Annotated in this window: 21 protein-coding genes; 11 read left to right on the forward strand and 10 right to left on the reverse strand. The window is 44.4% G+C overall.

Annotation, left to right across the window (positions count from 1 at the left end; genetic code table 11):
- Positions 1 to 16: 16 nt before the first annotated feature.
- From AE2B122_RS05365 to AE2B122_RS05385, 5 genes are all read right to left on the reverse strand, one after another.
- Positions 17 to 343 (reverse strand): four-helix bundle copper-binding protein, encoded by a 327-nt coding sequence (locus AE2B122_RS05365; RefSeq protein ID WP_095219081.1) that lies wholly within the window; start codon positions 341 to 343, stop codon positions 17 to 19.
- Between the two features lie 199 nt (positions 344 to 542).
- Positions 543 to 734: a hypothetical protein gene (locus tag AE2B122_RS05370; protein ID WP_095219082.1), complete on the reverse strand. Its 192-nt coding sequence runs from the start codon at positions 732 to 734 to the stop codon at positions 543 to 545.
- A 97-nt stretch (positions 735 to 831) separates the two neighbouring features.
- Complete coding sequence (locus AE2B122_RS05375; RefSeq protein WP_095219083.1) at positions 832 to 1,263, reverse strand: hypothetical protein; 432 nt, start codon at positions 1,261 to 1,263, stop codon at positions 832 to 834.
- Between the two features lie 97 nt (positions 1,264 to 1,360).
- Positions 1,361 to 2,602: a glycosyltransferase family 4 protein gene (locus AE2B122_RS05380; protein ID WP_371809499.1), complete on the reverse strand. Its 1,242-nt coding sequence runs from the start codon at positions 2,600 to 2,602 to the stop codon at positions 1,361 to 1,363.
- A gap of 126 nt (positions 2,603 to 2,728) precedes the next feature.
- Entirely contained in the window at positions 2,729 to 3,460 is a 732-nt protein-coding gene (locus AE2B122_RS05385) for a glycosyltransferase (RefSeq protein ID WP_175073313.1), read from the reverse strand.
- A gap of 90 nt (positions 3,461 to 3,550) precedes the next feature.
- Here AE2B122_RS05385 and AE2B122_RS05390 point away from each other — a divergent pair, with 90 nt between their 5' ends.
- Positions 3,551 to 4,639 carry a glycosyltransferase family 4 protein gene (locus AE2B122_RS05390; RefSeq protein WP_175073314.1) on the forward strand — a complete coding sequence of 363 codons (1,089 nt, stop codon included), beginning with the start codon at positions 3,551 to 3,553 and terminating at the stop codon, positions 4,637 to 4,639.
- Here AE2B122_RS05390 and AE2B122_RS05395 read toward each other — a convergent pair.
- From AE2B122_RS05395 to wecB, 3 genes are read right to left on the reverse strand one after another with little or no spacing between them, the layout of a single operon-like run.
- Positions 4,618 to 5,451, reverse strand: a complete 834-nt coding sequence (locus tag AE2B122_RS05395) for an SDR family oxidoreductase (RefSeq protein ID WP_095219087.1) — start codon at positions 5,449 to 5,451, stop codon at positions 4,618 to 4,620. The genes AE2B122_RS05390 and AE2B122_RS05395 overlap by 22 nt on opposite strands.
- Positions 5,451 to 6,437, reverse strand: a complete 987-nt coding sequence (locus AE2B122_RS05400; protein WP_175073315.1) for a polysaccharide biosynthesis protein — start codon at positions 6,435 to 6,437, stop codon at positions 5,451 to 5,453. Before AE2B122_RS05400 ends, AE2B122_RS05395 begins: the two co-directional genes overlap by 1 nt.
- Positions 6,430 to 7,521, reverse strand: a complete 1,092-nt coding sequence (wecB, locus tag AE2B122_RS05405; protein WP_175073316.1) for a non-hydrolyzing UDP-N-acetylglucosamine 2-epimerase — start codon at positions 7,519 to 7,521, stop codon at positions 6,430 to 6,432. The genes AE2B122_RS05400 and wecB overlap by 8 nt, the downstream gene beginning before the upstream one ends.
- A gap of 170 nt (positions 7,522 to 7,691) precedes the next feature.
- Between wecB and AE2B122_RS05410 the strand changes: the two genes are divergently transcribed.
- The 6 genes from AE2B122_RS05410 (at position 7,692) to AE2B122_RS05435 (ending at position 12,480) form a co-directional block, all read left to right on the forward strand.
- A complete protein-coding gene (locus AE2B122_RS05410) occupies positions 7,692 to 8,189 on the forward strand; it encodes a hypothetical protein (RefSeq protein WP_175073317.1) in 498 nt (165 codons plus the stop codon).
- 116 nt (positions 8,190 to 8,305) lie between these two features.
- Complete coding sequence (locus tag AE2B122_RS05415; RefSeq protein ID WP_175073318.1) at positions 8,306 to 9,514, forward strand: glycosyltransferase family 4 protein; 1,209 nt, start codon at positions 8,306 to 8,308, stop codon at positions 9,512 to 9,514.
- Between the two features lie 15 nt (positions 9,515 to 9,529).
- On the forward strand, positions 9,530 to 10,432 hold the full coding sequence (locus AE2B122_RS05420) for an NAD-dependent epimerase/dehydratase family protein (RefSeq protein ID WP_175073319.1): 903 nt from the start codon (positions 9,530 to 9,532) through the stop codon (positions 10,430 to 10,432).
- 88 nt (positions 10,433 to 10,520) lie between these two features.
- Positions 10,521 to 11,144, forward strand: a complete 624-nt coding sequence (locus AE2B122_RS05425; RefSeq protein WP_095219093.1) for a DUF1796 family putative cysteine peptidase — start codon at positions 10,521 to 10,523, stop codon at positions 11,142 to 11,144.
- A 12-nt stretch (positions 11,145 to 11,156) separates the two neighbouring features.
- Positions 11,157 to 12,050, forward strand: a complete 894-nt coding sequence (locus AE2B122_RS05430; protein WP_175073320.1) for an NAD(P)-dependent oxidoreductase — start codon at positions 11,157 to 11,159, stop codon at positions 12,048 to 12,050.
- A gap of 91 nt (positions 12,051 to 12,141) precedes the next feature.
- Positions 12,142 to 12,480 carry a hypothetical protein gene (locus AE2B122_RS05435; RefSeq protein ID WP_095219095.1) on the forward strand — a complete coding sequence of 113 codons (339 nt, stop codon included), beginning with the start codon at positions 12,142 to 12,144 and terminating at the stop codon, positions 12,478 to 12,480.
- Between the two features lie 30 nt (positions 12,481 to 12,510).
- Here the strand turns inward: AE2B122_RS05435 and hisA are convergent, their stop codons facing one another.
- Positions 12,511 to 13,266 carry a phosphoribosylformimino-5-aminoimidazole carboxamide ribotide isomerase gene (gene hisA, locus AE2B122_RS05440; RefSeq protein ID WP_175073321.1) on the reverse strand — a complete coding sequence of 252 codons (756 nt, stop codon included), beginning with the start codon at positions 13,264 to 13,266 and terminating at the stop codon, positions 12,511 to 12,513.
- A gap of 80 nt (positions 13,267 to 13,346) precedes the next feature.
- Entirely contained in the window at positions 13,347 to 14,864 is a 1,518-nt protein-coding gene (locus AE2B122_RS05445) for a glycosyltransferase family 2 protein (RefSeq protein WP_254593427.1), read from the reverse strand.
- A 257-nt stretch (positions 14,865 to 15,121) separates the two neighbouring features.
- On the opposite strand from AE2B122_RS05445, the gene msrA reads away from it, so the two are divergent.
- The 4 genes from msrA (at position 15,122) to AE2B122_RS05465 (ending at position 18,285) form a co-directional block, all read left to right on the forward strand.
- Positions 15,122 to 15,790 (forward strand): peptide-methionine (S)-S-oxide reductase MsrA, encoded by a 669-nt coding sequence (gene msrA / locus AE2B122_RS05450; protein ID WP_254593428.1) that lies wholly within the window; start codon positions 15,122 to 15,124, stop codon positions 15,788 to 15,790.
- A complete protein-coding gene (locus AE2B122_RS05455; protein ID WP_175073322.1) occupies positions 15,784 to 16,515 on the forward strand; it encodes a GNAT family N-acetyltransferase in 732 nt (243 codons plus the stop codon). The genes msrA and AE2B122_RS05455 overlap by 7 nt, the downstream gene beginning before the upstream one ends.
- Before the next feature lie 73 nt (positions 16,516 to 16,588).
- On the forward strand, positions 16,589 to 17,410 hold the full coding sequence (gene yidA, locus AE2B122_RS05460) for a sugar-phosphatase (RefSeq protein WP_175073323.1): 822 nt from the start codon (positions 16,589 to 16,591) through the stop codon (positions 17,408 to 17,410).
- Positions 17,407 to 18,285 (forward strand): aldose 1-epimerase family protein, encoded by an 879-nt coding sequence (locus AE2B122_RS05465; RefSeq protein ID WP_175073324.1) that lies wholly within the window; start codon positions 17,407 to 17,409, stop codon positions 18,283 to 18,285. The genes yidA and AE2B122_RS05465 overlap by 4 nt, the downstream gene beginning before the upstream one ends.
- Positions 18,286 to 18,313: the final 28 nt, after the last annotated feature.

Genomic DNA, 18,313 nt, shown 5'->3' on the forward strand with positions numbered 1-18,313 from the left:
TCAAGGCAGTCTTTTCTTATGCAGCCATAGATCGGCATGCGTCAGCGCAGGCAAAGCATGCATCCGCGCAATCCTGACAATGTTTCACTTCATGCTGTCTGCAGATTTCGCCGCAGGCTTGGCATACTTCTGCACATAGTGTACAAATCTGTTCGGCAAATGGACTGTTCCGCTGCATCGCCTGGATAGCAAATGCACACATATCTGCACATTCCCGGTCCATCCGGATGCAATCGGCCATCATCTTTACGTTATCTTCCAAAAGACACGCATCATAGCATGAATTGCATGCTTGCATACATTCTAAACAAGCCTGAATACATTTCTCGTAATCTGGATTCATCCACTTTACCTCCCGTAAAATTATCAATTGTTGTTTACCCTGAATTCAAGTTTTATAACATAACGTGATGGATGAAGGTGCAAAGATGCTTAAAGAAAATGCACCTTTTTGAAGCCGGCTGGCAATTGGCTAAGATATTTGATATTGCTGCAGTAAATTGAAAAAAGCGACATACCGATTGGGTATGTCGCTTTAATACTTATAAATATGGAGGGAATGGAGGATCTTGAGGGGAAAGGAATGATCCTCCCCATCGTGTACCGCCTACACAACAGAGTTGGCAATCATTGTTTTTGTCTTTGTCGGAGTTATTATCATTACTATCATTTTCTCTATTTGATTGAGCTACACCCATATAGCTTCCTTCTTCGTATTTGTATTTTTTCGCCATATGCTCACCACCTTCCTGGAATATTGTATGAACGAGGTATTGGTACAGGCACGGCGAATGTAGGAGGATGAGGAATATTTAATGATTCTCCTTTTGTTTAGCCGGTGAAGGCGATGCCGTAAAAACTTTCGGGTCCTACTCGAACAGTTCCGAGCAAGTTAGACGAAATGAACGCAGTGTACGTCAGCTGACCGCCGGCTGGAGGTGGTACGTTGAAATCGGCGGCAATAAAGGTGAAGGCCTGCGGACCGAGAATTTCAAGATCCAAGTTGGATGAAGCAGAAAAGACGACTGGATCTGTCGGTGCCGTTCCCCGTACAACTGTGATTGTTACAGATGTAAGCGCTGGAAGAAGCGGAAGCTGTAAGGATATGATTCCGCTCATCTGAACACGAATAGGTGTCGTTGCGCCCGTAGTGATGAGCCCGATTTGACCAAACAGCTGCGGGGTGCCGGCTGTGACTGGGATGGAAATGGATCCTGAAGTGCTTGCATTCTGTGATGTTCTTGCATCAAGTACGGTTACCATGAATGTGTCCTCCTTTCAAAAAAGAAGATACTATAAGATATGAATGGTAATTTTTATTGTAAAGGACAGCCACCCTGATGCAAATTCATCGATTCTGTCAGTTTGAGACGGGAATTGCCTTCTTATATAAATCTTCCGTGTTTTTGCCCATGTTCACGAGCGACCATTGCTGATTCGCCCATGCTTGCGCCTGACTAGCTATTTGCTTGCGCAGGTTGGCATCCTCGAGGAGACGTGCCAGCTGATTAGCAAAACTTGCAGGGTTGCCTGCTTCAGATACAAGTCCTGTTACGCCTTCTTGGACCATCTCGGGTAACCCTCCAGCATTGCTTACGACGACAGGGATCCCGGAAAGCTGAGCTTCCATGACGGAATGGGGTTGGGTATCCTGCAGGCTTGGAAGAACGAAAATATCCGCTGTTTCCAGGAAATCTTTCACATTGGTTACCGATCCAAGCAAGCGAATGTCTGACAGCAATCCTCTGTCTTCCATCAAATCGGTGAATCGTTTAATTGCTTCCTCGTATCCGTCACCAAGCATCCAGCATTCCCAGTCTGGTGTATGTTCTTTTAATTGGTATAAGGCTTCAATCAAAATGTGGACTCCTTTTAGCTGGACGAGCCTGCCGACAAATAAGATGATAGGCTTGGTTTTAACAGGTATATTGTCTAGTTGAGGCTGCGTACTGCGAAAAGATGTTATATCCATCCCATAAGGAAACTGGACAAAACGGTTTTCCGGAATTCGGTGCTGTTCGATCAAGCTGTTTTTCGTTATATCAGCTTGTGTATGGATGAATTCACTGACGTGGCAGCCTATATGTTCAATGTGTTCATGATATTGGTATTCAAAGCTGCTATATAGTTCCTCGGCTGATTTATTTGGATAAATACCTTGAAGAGCTAAGAAAATCTCCTTTGTCAAATAACCATGGACGCTTGTGACGAGAGGGATGTGTGTCGGTTTTACACGTTCTATAGAGCTAGCGGCTATTACATCCTGCGCGTGAATGACGTCGTATTGATCTAGTCCAGTAGCGAGTGCTGTCAGTTCAAGGCTGTAACGGAGGACTTCTGTTGTATGAATCCAAGAACCAGGTTCGAGATTAGGGTAAGCTGCTGCAATTTCTCCTTCGATATAGGGACGGACATCGGCTATTTTGAAGGGTGCTTCCTGACCGAGAATACGGTATTCCGTCAGTGATTCTGTCTGTGCTAAAACATCGACTTCATGGCCGAGCCTCGTCAGTTCATTCTGAAGGTTATTCACTACTGTCCACAACCCACCTACATGGGGCATGGGATAATAAGAAACGAGCAGGATTCTCAAGTTCACCATTCCCTTTATAGTGATTTACGATGTTGTTTCATAAGTTCTACCAAACGGGGATCCGGGATGCTATAGCCGTCAGGTGCCCGTTTTATAAACGAGATTATCTGTTTTTTCTGCATGGTTGAGCCTCCTTTAATGGAAGGATGCATACTTCTCCAGGTATTCGTCAAGGATCGGTCGATAATACTCTTCAATCGTCTTAATTTCATGACGGATTCGAGGCTGAAATCTGGATGTACCTGATTCTTCATGTGAACGGAAATGAATGAGCACTTGGTCTATATAATGCATATGGACGCCATTAAGCAGCATCCGGAACCAAAGGTCATAATCATGGGTATATAGAAAGCCAGGATTAAAGGTTCCGGCAGTCTCAAATACATCCTTTCGGGCGACAATCGTACAACCGTTGACAGGGTTTTCTGTACGGAATGATTCATAAACTTCTTTCGCATTGTTGACAGGGGAGAATCGCTTTCCGCACCATTCAATGAAAACTTGATTATCTTTATCTATCAAATGGTAGTTTGCAAAGCTTACAGAAGCATTGTTTGCCAGCATATAATCCATCTGGACTTGGATTTTGTGCGGAAGGAACATGTCATCGGAACTGAGCCAAGCAATGTATTCACCTGTGCACATTTCAATTCCATAATTCAGAGCAGTGGCTGTGCCGCCATTCTCTTTACGTACATATGTGATGTGATCCAAATAAGGCTGTATTTTTTCCATTTCTGATGTGGAACCATCGTCAACTACTAAAACTTCGATATTCGGATATGTTTGATCCAAGGCACTTTGAATGGCAATAGGTACATACTTGTCATTATAAAAAGGGATGATGATCGTAACTTTCGGCAGCATTGCTGCTTCCTCCTAATTATCATAATTTTTCTGTCTCCAACATAGGCATAGTAAGGATGAATATTGCACGTCTAGTGAAGGAGGCAGAACATGAAGGTGTTATTCGTATTTTACGTACCAAGCGGGGGCGTAGAGACGCTTAATCGGCAGCGGAGAGCAGCCCTGGAGCTGGAGGGCATCTCTTCGCACTTTTTGTATTACGGAAAACGTCGTGAATTGGTCAATGATCATGGTGCTCCTTTGTATATAACCAATGAGGATGCAGAAATAAAAGAGATATTTGATGCAAACAACTTTGATGCTGCAGTCGTGACTTCAGACTTTTTGAGTTTCCCCAGATTCAGACGTCTCGGATTCAAGGGGAAACTAATATTGGAAGTACAAGGGTTTGGACCAAAGGAACTCGCATACTCCCAGCTACGGATGGCTGTACCGATTGTAAATAATTATGCAAATGCGTTGCTGCATCCGAAGACGGAACACATAGCTGAAATATATGAGCAATTTTACCCGCATACGCCTACATTCGCATTTGACAACTGCTTTGATTCAGATGGATTTTCCTACATTGACGGGACCTCTGCTGAAAAGCCGATCATTGCATGGATTGGGAGAATTGAAGATAACAAAAACTGGCGTGAGTTTCTTCAAATTGGCCGCAAGCTGCTGTCAGAACTTCGCCCGGACTTGCGGCTATATATGTTCCATGACCCTTCTTTAGCAGATCCAAATGAAAACATTGCTTTTGAACAGATGCTGGATGACTTACAATTACGAAACCATGTTTCCATTCTTCCTGATGTACCTCATACAGATATGCCATATTATTTTTCTATGGTCGGTGATTCAGGTGGTTTTCTTTTGGCAACATCGAAAGTTGAAGGAGCAGGGTATGCGGTTTTGGAAGCTATCAGCTGCGGCTGCCCGGTGTTGACAACGGATTCTGACGGTGTACGACGGGCAGTGATCCACAACCAAACAGGGAAATATTATCAAATAGGTGATCCTGAATCTGCGCTGAAAGAAGCAAAGGAACTCATGACGAATACGGAGCAGCGTGCTTATATCCGTGAGAATGCCCGCATTCATGTAAAAGAGAGATTTGGTTATGCAGCATATGCAGGTTCTTTTAAGCAAATGCTGCTGAATCTAGGTCTTCAGGATACTAATAAAGGATAAATTTGTTTTTGTTCTTCCAGCATGTCACGAAATGTTGGTACAGCATATGCAGGTGAATTTCTTGTGTTCAAAATTGTCCGATCTAACTCTTGTACGGCATCCGGAATGATCTGGATGTCGTCTTTTTGATATATTTCCTTGAATAACTGGAGCAAATCGTACTTGCTGATTTTATTTGGCGGACAGAGATGAAACAGTCCGCTCGTCTCCTGCTGGATAAAGAAATCAGTTGCTTTAGCCAATTCGAGTGTTGTGACGCCATTCCAATAGACCCTTTCGAATCCTTTGATTGTGCCACTTTGGTTCATGAACCAATGGAAGAGTCCGATTCCATCTTTTTTCAGTTCTGGGCCTATGATAGAGGTGCGAATTGTAAGGTGTGGATTTGCCGTTATTTCTCCAAGCTGCTTGGTTTGAGCATAAACGGAATTCCCGTCACGAAAGTCTGACTCTGTATATCCGCCTTTCTTACCGGAAAACACACAATCTGTGCTGATTTGGATCAAGCGACCCTTTTTTCGACTCATAAAGGCAGCAAGCTGATGTGGAAGCAGGCTGTTGATACGGAAGGCTAAAAGCGGATTTTGCTCTGCAGCTTCATTCAGAATACCGGTACAGTTGATAACGATATCTGGTTCAAGAGAATTAATCAGCTGCTCTAAGGCAGATGTGTCGACAACATCAAGATATATGCTGTCCTTATCCGTTCGATCGCGGGAAGTATAGAACACATCATAATCAGCCTGTTTGCGTAAATAGCTGTACATTACATGCCCTGCCATACCCTTTCCGCCGAGGATAAGTATTTTCATTAAATAAAACCACCTTTGGCAAGCATGGTTTTTATCTCGTCCAGAGATAAAAGGTTCTGACTAGAGTTGTAATTTGTTATTTCCACTTTTTTATAGTCTTTGTAATATTTTTTGATATCCTCTGACTTGATGTCGGGGAGAATGACGAAATAACGATCATCGTAGAGGATGGCAGAATGACTTTCATTCACTGTCAGCAGCAGCTCGTGGATTTTCTCACCAGGACGAATACCTAGTATTTCAAAATCTACATTTTTCGCTCCGGATGCCTCCATTAAAACTTTGGCCAGATCTGTGATTTTGATAGCTGGCATCTTCATGATGAAGATTTCTCCTCCAACGGCTTCGAAAGTCGCTTTGAAAACAAGCTTGATAGCATCCTCTACAGTTAGAAAGAAGCGGGTCATTTCCGGATCGGTTATCCCGATCTTTCCGTTCTGTCGAATAGCCTTCTTAAATACATGTATGACACTGCCATTTGTCCCGAGTACATTCCCCCCGCGGATACAAACGAACGTTGTATTGGCGTGAAGCGTATTAGCATGTGTAATCAGTCGTTCACCCATGGCTTTTGATAGTCCATAGAAGTTAGCTGGATCAGATGCCTTGTCTGTAGATATATAGATGACTTTATCGATCTTATGATGAATAGCTGCATCAATGACATGCTGAGTTCCGATTACATTGGTCTTTAATGCCTCCAGCGGCTGATCTTCACAAACAGGTACATGTTTGAGTGCAGCCAGATGGAATAGATAGTCCACGCCGTCTGTTGCTTCGATTAAGGCTTCGCGATCACGAATATCCCCGATCTTGAAGTGAAGCTTCGGGTTATTATCGAATTCCTGTTTCATCGTAAACTGGTGGGATTCGTTACGGGAAAATATGCGGATCTCCTTGGGATGGTGCTGCAGAAGCTGCCTTACAAGCTCGTATCCCCACGAACCTGTACCCCCTGTAATGAAAATCGTCTTATCCTTAAACAATTTCCAAACCTCCTAAAAGAATTTTAATCACTTTATCCGAGACATGCAGGTCTGCATATCCTGAAGGAAACTCCCAATTTTTTGAGGCCGATGCCATTATCGTTGCACAGCGTTGGATAGCTTCAGCGCTAATGCCAGACACCATATTGCTTCCGCACGCTACGGTCTCAGGACGTTCGGTCGTTTTTCGAACCGTTACGGTCGGTGTGTGAAATAGACAACATTCTTCTTGTACAGTGCCGCTGTCAGTCAGAGCCAGATAAGCGTGCTTTTCAAGTGTGACAAAATCGAAAAAGCCGAAAGGTTCATGGAATTCGACGAGTGGACTAAGTGTCAATTCGTCGGTTTTGGTTATCTTAGATTTTGTACGCGGGTGGATGCTGCAAATCAAACGTTTTTGAAGCTTCTCAGCTGTTTCACTAAGGCCTAGTAGAATTTCTTGAAGTCTATCAATGTGATCGACATTTTCTGCTCTATGGATGGTTGATAGCAGATAATCATTTTTTCTCAGCTTGAGTTCTTTCAGAATGCGGCTACTTCGGATGTCAGACTCATAATGTTTCAATACTTCGTAGATTGGATTGCCGGATATAATTACACGTTGTGTAGGCAGTCCTTCTCGGAGCAGGTTTTCTCTGCTGCCCGGTGTATAAGGAAGATTGAGAGTCGAAATCGCATCGATGACACGACGGTTTTTCTCTTCTGGAACTTCCAAATCAAAGCAGCGATTCCCAGCTTCCATATGAACGACAGGTATTCGCATTCGCTCAGCAAGCAATGCACTTAAGGCGCTATTTGTATCTCCAAGAACTAATACTTTATCAGGAAGTTCCTGATTCAGGATGATTTCCAGTTCCTTATACATAGTGGCCAGCTGTTCTCCTAATGTCTGCTGGCTCTGGGACAGAATATAGTCCGGTTTGCGGATTTGCATTTCGTCAAAAAACACATCACTTAAGGTTGAGGTGTAGTTCTGGCCGGTGTGAACGAGGATATGCGAATCTGCGAGTGTATCAAGCTTCTTAATTATTAGTGATAATCTAATAATTTCCGGACGTGTTCCTAACACAGTTAAGACCTTCACAATTAACCTCCTTCAAAATCAAAGTTTTGTTTCAAAATCGTAGTTTCGTAGATTAGTATATGGAAGCTTAGCCAAATGGATTGGATGGAAACACAGAGTGAGGTGTTTTTTTACGTTTGGTGGCAAAGGTGAATCATGCTCATATACTGGCTGTGGAAAGGATGATAATTGTGTCAAATCAAATTCTTACACGTATATATCGCAGGAGGCAGGAAGGTGCATGGTCAGGCGGTACCATCTGGGGAGGGGCTTTATCTCCTGGCAGAGGATTCCCAGCTTCGTTTCTGACTCCTGCAGTAACCCCAGTTGAAATAGTGGAGGAAGCACAGCCGTTAATGCAGACAGAGATTGGGCCGATTTCTTCAGTAGAAGAAACGCCTATACCTATAGTGGATATGGCACCGACTCCATTAGCGGAGCTTCCTGTAACAGAAGTAAATGATATTGTTAAACCGGCTGTAACAGCAGCTGCACCACCTGCACCTGCGGAAGATGCTCAGGTACCGACCCCACCGAAGCTCATTCCTGCCACGCCTGTTCCATTCCATCCTGATCACATACATGGTTTCCAAACAGAATTGAATGCTGATGGGACTAGAACAATCTTAATCAATAACAGTCGTATAACCATACCGGATTCAGACATACTTGCGGTCATCCCTGATTGATTGGAGCTTCCTGCTGATGCAGGAGGCTTTTTCATATGCCAGGCACATGCTTTGATGTGAACCATATACTGGTAGAGCTTATAAACGGGTATTTTTAACGTAATGGAGGTATAAGAGTGAAGATTTTACTGGCAACTTATTGGTCCATTCCGCATCTTGGCGGAGTATGGAAATATTTATCTCAATTGAAAAGCCGATTGGAAGAGTTAGGGCATACAGCGGATATTATGGGGTACGGCGGAGAGAACACCTATGTACAGCTTTCCGGTGGTAAGACAATAGCTCGGGATCGTTGGTCTCCCTATGTGTATAGCATTCTTCAGAAAGAGAAATTTCCTAAGGTCTATCAAAACCATCTGGTGGAATATACCGAAGTTCAGCGCTACACGTATGAACTCGCAGCGGCAGAATTTGGGCTGGGTGAATATGACATCATCCACACACACGACGTCATTTCTACCGTAGCAATCGATCGGGTGCGACCGGAGGGGGTGCCACTTGTAGCTACCTTGCATGGATTGGTGTCACACGAAATCCGGCATCAGCTGCAGACAATCCATAAATCCCCTACATCTGATCTAGCAAGACCCTACTTTGACGAGATTGAAAGATTGGGAGCTTCCAGTGCAGACGTAACAATAACGGCAAATGACTGGCTGCAGGAAGTAATGATAGAGGAATTCGGTGTACCTAAAGAACAATTCGAAAAGCTCCATTATGGGTTCACTGTTGACACTTTCCTAGAAGAGCAAGCTAAACCTACTACAATACAGCCTCCCCCTGATAAGAAGGTAATCGTTTATGCTGGAAGACTGATAGAACTAAAAGGCTTAGACTATCTGATTGATTCGCTGGCTTCGTTGAAGGATCGCGACGATTGGGTTTGCTGGATCATTGGAGAAGGCGAATGGAAGCAGCATCTCGAAGCGCGTGTGAAAGAACTTGGTATGCACAAGCAAGTACTATTCCTTGGAAAGAGGGAGGATGTGCCAGTCCTTTTGAAGCTTGCGGATATTTGCGTACTCCCTAGCCTGATGGATAACCAACCATTGAGTGTTATCGAGGCACAGATCAGCGGGAAAGCAGTTATCGTCACAGATGCAGGAGGGCTTTCTGAAATGGTGAATCACGGGGTGACTGGCTTGATAGTGCCAAAAGCTAATACAGCTGCGCTGCTGAGCGCAGTCCAGACACTTCTGGATGATGATGCTTATCGCCAAGTTCTAGGGGAGCAGGCACGTGAATGGGGAGTAAACCACTGGTCGATGGAAGCTGGTGTGGATCGTCTTCTGGAAATCTATAAGCGGTTTGTGCCAAGCAGCTGATTAGGGAGGATGAAGATGAAAGCAATCGTGACTGGAGGAGCAGGGTTCATTGGTTCCCATCTTGTGGAAGCATTACGGAATGAAGGGGTCGAAGTAGTTATCCTAGATGATCTTTCTGCAGGTGATGAGGCGAACATACCGCAGGATGTGAAGCTATATCAGTTCGATGTCAAAAGTGCAGATGCGTACCGAGCAGTTATCGAGGAACAGCCGGATGTCATGTTTCATCTTGCAGCGCAAGCAGATGTGACGAAAAGTATCCTTGCTCCGGTTCACGACGCGGATGTCAATATCGGCGGTACGATCAATATGCTGGAAGCGAGCCGGACGGCCGGGGTGAAGCGATTCATTTTTGCATCCACATCCGCTGTTTACGGTAATATCCAAAAGCAATTGATTAAAGAAGATGATATCCCGGATCCGATTTCTTTCTATGGCACTTCAAAACTGTCAGCAGAGAAATATATTCAGCTATTCCATAAATTCTATCAGTTACCGTATGTGATTCTGCGCTACGGAAATGTGTATGGATCCAGACAAAAACCAAAGGGAGAAGGTGGTGTTGTAGCTGTCTTTTCCGAAAAGCTGAAACGGAAGGAACCGATTACGATTAATGGAGATGGTTCCCAATCTCGGGATTTTATTTTTGTGAAGGATATCGTGACTGCCAATCTTGCGGCCATGCGTCAGCAGCAAAATGGAATTTTTCATGCCAGTACTGGCAAAAGTACGAGCATTTTGGATTTGGTGGAATGTTTTAGACAGTTGTATCCTGCTTTGGACGTTCAATTCACATCAGAAAGGGCCGGTGACATTTCCCATAGCTGCCTTTGCAACGAAAAGACCCAGAAACAACTAAACTGGAAGCCCCATACGGATGTGGCGGAAGGCATAAAAAGGACCTGGCATCAAACTTAATTCTCCTCAGATTGGACAGTTTGCTCTTCCGTAAGATACGGGACGCGAATTATATAAGGTAGGGGAGGTTAGGAAGGAGTGATGCCAGTTGGGAAATGAGCTGATAAAAGGCGGATATGATGCGGTGTTCAGTTTGGGCGATTTATGTCTTGGAGCAATACAGATGAAAAAGAATAATCTTCGCCCATTCTCTGGTCCGCTTGACTGGATGGGAACACCACTGTTGCCTAAAGTAACGCAGTTGTTCGAGAAACGGTTTGCCGATTTCATGCTTCAGGAAAACCTGCGAATTGTAGGTAAGGCGACAGAGCAAATGCTGCTTGTGTCGGATGACAGGAATTTTGTTATGTCCAGTCACGATTTTGATACAGCGCATAACAGCTTGACGCATTTGGCTATGTATCCGCAGGTTAAAGAGAAGCTGGATCGTCGGGTCAATCGTCTTTTGGAGAAGTTGATAACGGCCCAGCGCATTTTGTTTGTCAGGACAAATGCCTCTTTGGAAGAAACAGCAGAGCTTGAGCGAGTACTCCGCACTATCATTGCCAATGATTTCCGGATCTTGGTTGTGAACCATGGTCCTGTCTCAGGTATTGTCGAAAAGCATTGGCCAATCAATCACGTCTACAGTGTGGAGCTGCCGAACCTTGAAATTTGGGAAGGAAACAATGCGCTTTGGTCGCAACTGTTTCAGGATGTCCACCTTATCTGATAGGAGGTACGTATGAGTAAGCGGATCTTGATTACAGGAGCAAGTGGATTTACCGGTCGACATGCAGTACAGTATTTTCTGGACAAAGGCTATATCGTTGACGCAGTTATTCGGAATACCAAATTGAACATGAATCAAGAGGCGTTGCATATCCATTCCCTTGACCTAAGTGATAAGACTGCTGTTCATAAGTTGATGGAGGATGCTAAACCGGACTATGTCCTCCATCTTGCAGGGGAGAACAGTGTACCTGCATCATGGAAAACGCCTTTCAAAAGCTGGCAGGCAAATGTGGATTCAACGCTTCATCTCGTTGAATCTGTACGGGCCCTTGGACTATCGGCGCGTGTGGTAATCGCTGGAAGTGTATTGCAGGATGAACTAAGCAGTGCAGCATCTCCGACTCATCCATACAGTCTTACGAAAACAATGCAGACGACGGTTGGGCTGGCGTGGCATAATCTTTTTCAAGTCGATGTGATGATCGCCAAACCTTCCAATATTATTGGACCTGGAGTTTCGAATGGTGTTTGTACCTTATTTGCGAAACAGTTAAGACAACTGCAGGTATCAGGAAAATCACAATTTCAGGTCGGTAATGCAGCGGTGACACGAGATTTTATCGATGTCAGAGATTTGGTCAATGCTTACGAGACACTATTTATCGAAGGAACTGCTGGAGAAACGTATGAAATTACTTCTGGGCGTTGGGTTTCTTTAGGTGAAATTCTGTCTATCTTACGCCAAGTGAGCAGCATTGACTTTACCATTCAGTCAGAGACAGAAGAAGCAATGGAAATGAAGCTGCCGATGAAGGCAGAGAAAATCAGAGCGCTCAGATGGCAGCCGAATCGCTCCTTAGAAGCATCTTTGGCGGATGTATGGGATTATACAGCGCAGCTATAGAATGTTCACAGATTCTTTACATGAAAATTGCTGTGTGAAAGTTGTATATAGAACACTGATGCCATATAGTGAACCCATAGGAGGTGTATGTATGGGTCTTTTTGATTCCTTTAAAGAGCTTATCGGCAACAAGATAAGTGATATAGCACCAGAAGAGCTTGTGAATAAAGCAGGTGAGCTGCTAAACGGTGAGCAAGTAACCGAGCAAGCACAGCAAGCTGTCGACCAAGTGACAGAAGCAGCAGGCGTCGATAATTTAGCAGATCAGGCTGCTGAGCTGACAGAACAAGGGACAGCATTAGGGCAGGAAGCAGTTGATCAAGGTACAGAAGCTGCACAAGGCTTAACGGACCAAGCTAATGATGTCGTCGGAAATCTGACTGAGAAAGCACAAGGTTTCCTATCGAATTTTACAGATAAACTGAAATAAAAAAAGGCCCTTCCGACTTTCGGTAGGGTCTTAGCTTTTTTCCTTGTTTTCTACAGCTTCCAAAGGAATATCACCACCGAATAAATCGAGCGCGCTGCCGATGGTATAGCACATACGATCATCTGTCAGCTGGCGGAAAAGGTCGATATCGTCAAGGGAACGTATTCCTCCAGCGTATGTTGCGGGAATGGGCATATGTGCGGCCAAATGAGAGACTAGCTCTTCTTGAATTCCATTCCGTTTTCCTTCCACATCTACTGCATGGATGAGAAATTCATCGCAGAACTCTGCTAGCATCTCTAAATTCTCCGCATTGACTTCAAAGCTGCTTCGCTTCGTCCAGCGGTCAGTTGCTACAAACCATTTGCCGTCATGGTATGTGCAGCTTAAATCAATGACGAGTCGTTCTTTGCCGACAGCTTCATTAATTTTACGCAGCCGATCCTCATCAAGCTTGCCGTCATGGAAAATATAAGAGGTGACGATAACATGGCTGGCTCCGGCTTCAAGAAAGTCTGCTGCGTTCTCCGGTCGAATGCCTCCGCCGATCTGCAGGCCTCCAGGATAAGCTTTTAAGGCTTTCATTGCAGCCAACTCATTACCAGGACCAAGCATGATGACATGCCCTCCGGTAATTTGTTTTTCCTTGAAAAGATCAGCATAGTAGGCTGAATCATGAGCGGATACGAAATTTTCAACAACATGATCACTTTCAGCTGTAATTGACGAGCCGACGATCTGTTTCACTTGTCCATTATGTAAATCAATGCATGGCCGGAACAACAAAGGAATCCCTTCTTTCTTTCTATCTATTGCTCCAAGTATAAAGCAAACAGACTGCCTAAGGAAAGGGCAGCCTGTCAAATTCACGCGCGGTGTCTGCCGCGCAAAGTCCAGATCTGATAGAGCATAATGCAGGACATGAAGATGGTCAATCCAGTGAGTCCGATCCAGCCGGCCATCAAGTATGGATTCGTCGCTTGCTGGACAGCTTCACTTGTCAGATAATCTCGGAAATAGTAGCAAGCGAAAACGGCAATGCTAAGGAACAACAGCAAGGCAAGGACACCTTGCAGAAGTTTGCTTCTCGTTTTACCTGCCTCTGCTTGATACTGATTAGCCCAGCCATCTTTTTTATCGTTTGACAGTTTTTCAGCCCAGACCTGTGCAAAGGTCATTAAATTGACCCATAAGTAAAGCTCTGGGCTTATCAGCAGGACGGCAAGGATAATATCTATGGGTCGATGCATCGGTGTCTTCAATGCCAGGATTGTGTTGAGAACCGAAGCAAGTGCGATTGGTATCAACCATACCCATGACCACAGGAATTGATCTGTTGCAATGGCAGCTCCCAAGAGAAGAACGAAGAGTACGCGCACAAGCAAATCCATCATCGTCTTTAGCTGTGAACGCCATAAATAACCAGTATGTCTCGTTTTCAACATCAAATCGCGATCGGTTAGCAAATTTACAGTGCCGGAACTCCATTTTACCCGCTGATTCCGGAAGGTGTGATAAGAGCGCATGGCATCAACAAAGCAGCGAGCATTCGGACTGATGAGTGTTTTCCATCCGTTTTTCTGAAGCTGCCAAGTGAGCAGCATATCCTCAACATCTGTGTCATTCTGCCAAGGTCCATCCAGCTTGTTGCTCTGCATTACCTCGTATAAAGCTTCTGGTCGGAAAAGGGTAGCTTGGCCGCCAAGCACATACGTGCTTCCGCCGCGGTATTGTAGACTGAGAAGCCAGCTTGCCATATCCTGCTTTTGCTGATGTGTCCACCATCTGGACATAGCACCGCCATACTCGCCGCTAGCAAGCTTTTCCTCGTAATAAGGATCATCTTTGGATAGCAGGCTTTTCTTTTTCGGCATTCGCATTGTATATTTTGCCATCACACCGCCTATATTCCGGGAACTCATCATTCCATCCCATAAGTGCTGCAAGGCACGCGGTGCTAATCGGCTGTCAGCGTCCATTCCGAGGATGCCCTTGACAGAACGCTGATAGGCAATTTGGTAATCAGTCCGTTCCATTTCGTAAATGTCCATGTTGTCTCCATAGATAGCTTTCCAAACGGCGTTAAGCGCTCCGACTTTTCTCTGTTTATTGTTTTCTGTTACGATTATTTCAATAGATAATCCAAGCTCTTCGCCGGTTTCTTTCGCTACTTCTTCAGTCCGGTCGGTGCAATTGTCTGCTACAACAAAAACGTCAAGCTCAACTCCGCTTGGCAGTACCTGCTCTTTCAGACCAGTCAGGCAGTCATAAATCGCTTTTTCTTCATTATGGGCGGGAATGAACGCTACGATCCGCGGACGCATATACGTGCGCTTGATACGTGGCAATGCACGTGTTTCCATGCTGCCAGGAATTGTCATCATCTTACTTTCTTCCTCCTTTTTTATAACGAGCAGTCTTACAGGAAGTTAACACGTGTTGTCGCATTCTTTAAAAATTAGTATTGCTATTGCTTCTAACCTGGTTCATAAGTCACATGATAGCATAGTAAAACCTTGTTGGAATGATGATTCGTTAGTCAAATAAAGGGAATATTCGCATGAGAAGGTCAACTCATGACGAACTGTGTGGGATTTATTTACAGTTCTTATTCTCTATTATAGAAGGAGCAGATAGGTAAATGGACATAAACATAGCAGCTATTGAACAGTACATGTTAGAAGAAAGACGAATAGATACACTTGTATTTGGCATGGGATGCTTCTGGAGTCCAGAGGCAAATTTCGGGCAGTTGCCAGGTGTCCTCCGCACAAGAGTCGGATTTGCAGGCGGAACGAAATCGGATCCTACTTATCGGCAGATGGGAGATCACACCGAAACGGTTGAGGTTACCTACGATCCGGATGCAATTTCACTTGAACAGCTGCTACGCAAATTTTGGAATGATCATAATCCGAACCGGCCAGCTTATAAAGAAAGACAGTATATCAGCCTTCTGCTGTATCAGAATGCAGAACAGAAAACAATAATGGAAGCTGTAAAACAGCAGCTGGAAGTTGAACGAAAGAATACGATTTATACAGAAATAGCTCCCTTGCACGATTTTACTGAAGCAGAACCGCATCATCAGAAGTACTACTTGAAACGCTTTAAAAAGGCGACGGAGCAGCTGATGACTCATTTTCCAAGTGAAGCAGCATTTCATACATCCACAATCACATCGCGTTTAAATGGATTTGTCAGAGAATATGGCACATTAGCATCCATCAAGGAAGAAATAGCGCAATGGAATATCTCTGAAGATGAAGCAATCAGAATTCAGGAAATGCTGGATGGGTTGAGATGGTAGAGACCACAGCTCATTTTCAGCTAGCTTATTTTTCGAACCAAGTCGATATCGAGCAAATAGAAGCAGCTTCCGTAGACGAATTGCGCAAGCTGCTTGAACATGCGGAAAGTGTCATGGGTAAAAATTCCTCTATCCATACTCGAGTAACTGTATGTACAGAAGATAAAAATTATGACACCCTTCATTCGCTTTTGTCCGATTATAGATATGATTTATTTGCAAGGAAGCACCTGTATCGTAAACAGCTGGCAGAGAAACAGCCACTTTCTTCTAATTATCGTTGGGAAGCTATCGGAATGGGTGAAACGGATGAAAAAAGATTTCTGGAGATTTGGAAGTCCTGTATGGAACAGTCCGCTAATCGTGCCTCTGCACGTTCTATAGAGAATCAGCTGGATGATGTGAAGGCTCTTCTTGGCGAGAAATGGCAAACTAGCTGTCGAATCATCTTTCAGGACAATATCCCAATCGCCATGACGATACCGCATCTGGAGCCGGGGAGAAATAAAGAAGGTCGTATATATTATATTGGCACCGTGCCTGCAGCTCGCGGGAAGGGTTTAGGAAAAATCGTCCATGCGGCCAGCCTTATGATGCTAAAAGAGATGGGTGCTGTCATATATGAAGGCAGTACCCATGCAGATAATTTGCCGATGCAGCGCGTATTCGAAAAGAATGGCTGTAAAGTTATCAGGGAAATTGCAACTTACTATAAAGGTTTATAGCACCGAAGCACGTCCACTTTCGATATACTAGTAAAGAGATACATAGCAATCAAAAAATAAAGGGGGATGAAGTATGTATAAGCTTGTAGCAATAGATATGGATGGAACGTTATTGAATGATCAGCATGAAGTGACAATGGAAGTGCATGAGACACTCCAGGAAGCGAAAAAGCTCGGGGTTAAAATTGTTCTGTGTACAGGCAGACCAATTCACGGAGTTTACCGATATCTAGAAGAATTGATTCTGAATGAGGACGGAGATTTTGTCATTGCCTTCAACGGAGCACTTGTTCAGAATGCTCATACAAATGAAGTAGTATCGCAATTATCCTTATCTTACGATGACTTCATCGACTTACATCAGCTTAGTTTGAAACTTGATACGCCAATGCATTACTTTGACTCTAAATTCTTATATACATCGAACCGAAATATCAGCAATTATACAGTCCTAGAGTCCTTTATGACGAAGATGCCGCTGCATTATCGAACTGTCGATGAAATTCCCCGGAATGTGCTTGTTCCGAAAGTGATGTTCATAGATGAGCCGGAGCGGTTGAGCGAGTCAATAGCTAATGTGCCTGATGAATGGAAGGCTCGTTTCACGATGGTGCAAAGCGCTCCATACTTCTATGAAATACTCCATCCGGAAGCTAGCAAAGGCAACGCAGTGAAACAGCTGGCCGAGCAGCTTGGAATCAAGCGGGAAGAGGTAATGGCAATTGGAGATAATGGAAATGATTTATCCATGATCCAGTACGCCGGCTGCGGAGTGGCGATGGACAATGCCATTCCAGCTATAAAAGAAGCTGCTGATTTTATAACAACCTCCAATAATGCTCATGGTGTTGCAGAAGCAATCCGAAAGAAAATTTTACAGGTGGGACAAGCATGATTCGAATCGAAAATGAATCTCTTAGTGTCGAAATAGCAGAATTAGGAGCAGAAGTGAGAAATGTGCTGCATAAAGATACGCAGCTTTCCTATATGTGGAGCGGCGATGCTGCCTATTGGGGGCGCGTTTCTCCTGTTTTGTTCCCGATTGTCGGGCGTTTGAAGGATGGGCGGTATACAGCGGAGGGTAACACATACGAGCTTCCCCAGCATGGTTTCCTGCGGGATGCTGCTTTTCAAGTGTCAGACGCACAAGGCGATTCCGTTACATTTGCAAAAGAATCCAACGGGGAATACCTAGATGTGTATCCTTACGAATTTCGAGTGGAAATTCGTTACCGGCTGGAAGCGGATCAGCTGCATGTAGACTGGAAGGTGAACAGTTTGGAAAAGGAAGATGCGATGTACTTTTCTATAGGTGCTCATCCAGCTTTTCGTATCCCGCTTCAATCAGGTGAACATGCCGCTGATTATAAGCTTCACTTGAAGCCAGTACAAGACAAACAAGTCACAACTTATGAGTTGGTTGATGGATTAATCCAAGAGAAAGAACAGCCGGCTGTATTGCCGGCTATGTCGATTCAGGCAGCACTTTTCGAGAATGATGCCCTTGTTTACGATCATATCGAAGAAGTACGTCTCCAATCCAGTGAAGGAAATGGTGTGGCTGTTTCACTGCCAGGCTTTCCGTATGTGGGAATTTGGTCCAAATATGATACGGCAACAGGTACGATGGCTCCTTTCGTATGTATCGAGCCGTGGTTTGGAATTGCAGATACAACGGATTCAACAGGTTTGTTATCACAAAAGGCTGGGATTCAGAAGCTTGCTCCGGAAGCTGAGTTTAACAGTTCTTATCGAATGACTTTCTTCTAAATGAAAGACCGCTCCCTGCAGGAAGCGG

This window comes from Terribacillus sp. AE2B 122, assembly GCF_902497585.1.
GTDB lineage: Bacteria > Bacillota > Bacilli > Bacillales > Amphibacillaceae > Terribacillus > Terribacillus saccharophilus_A.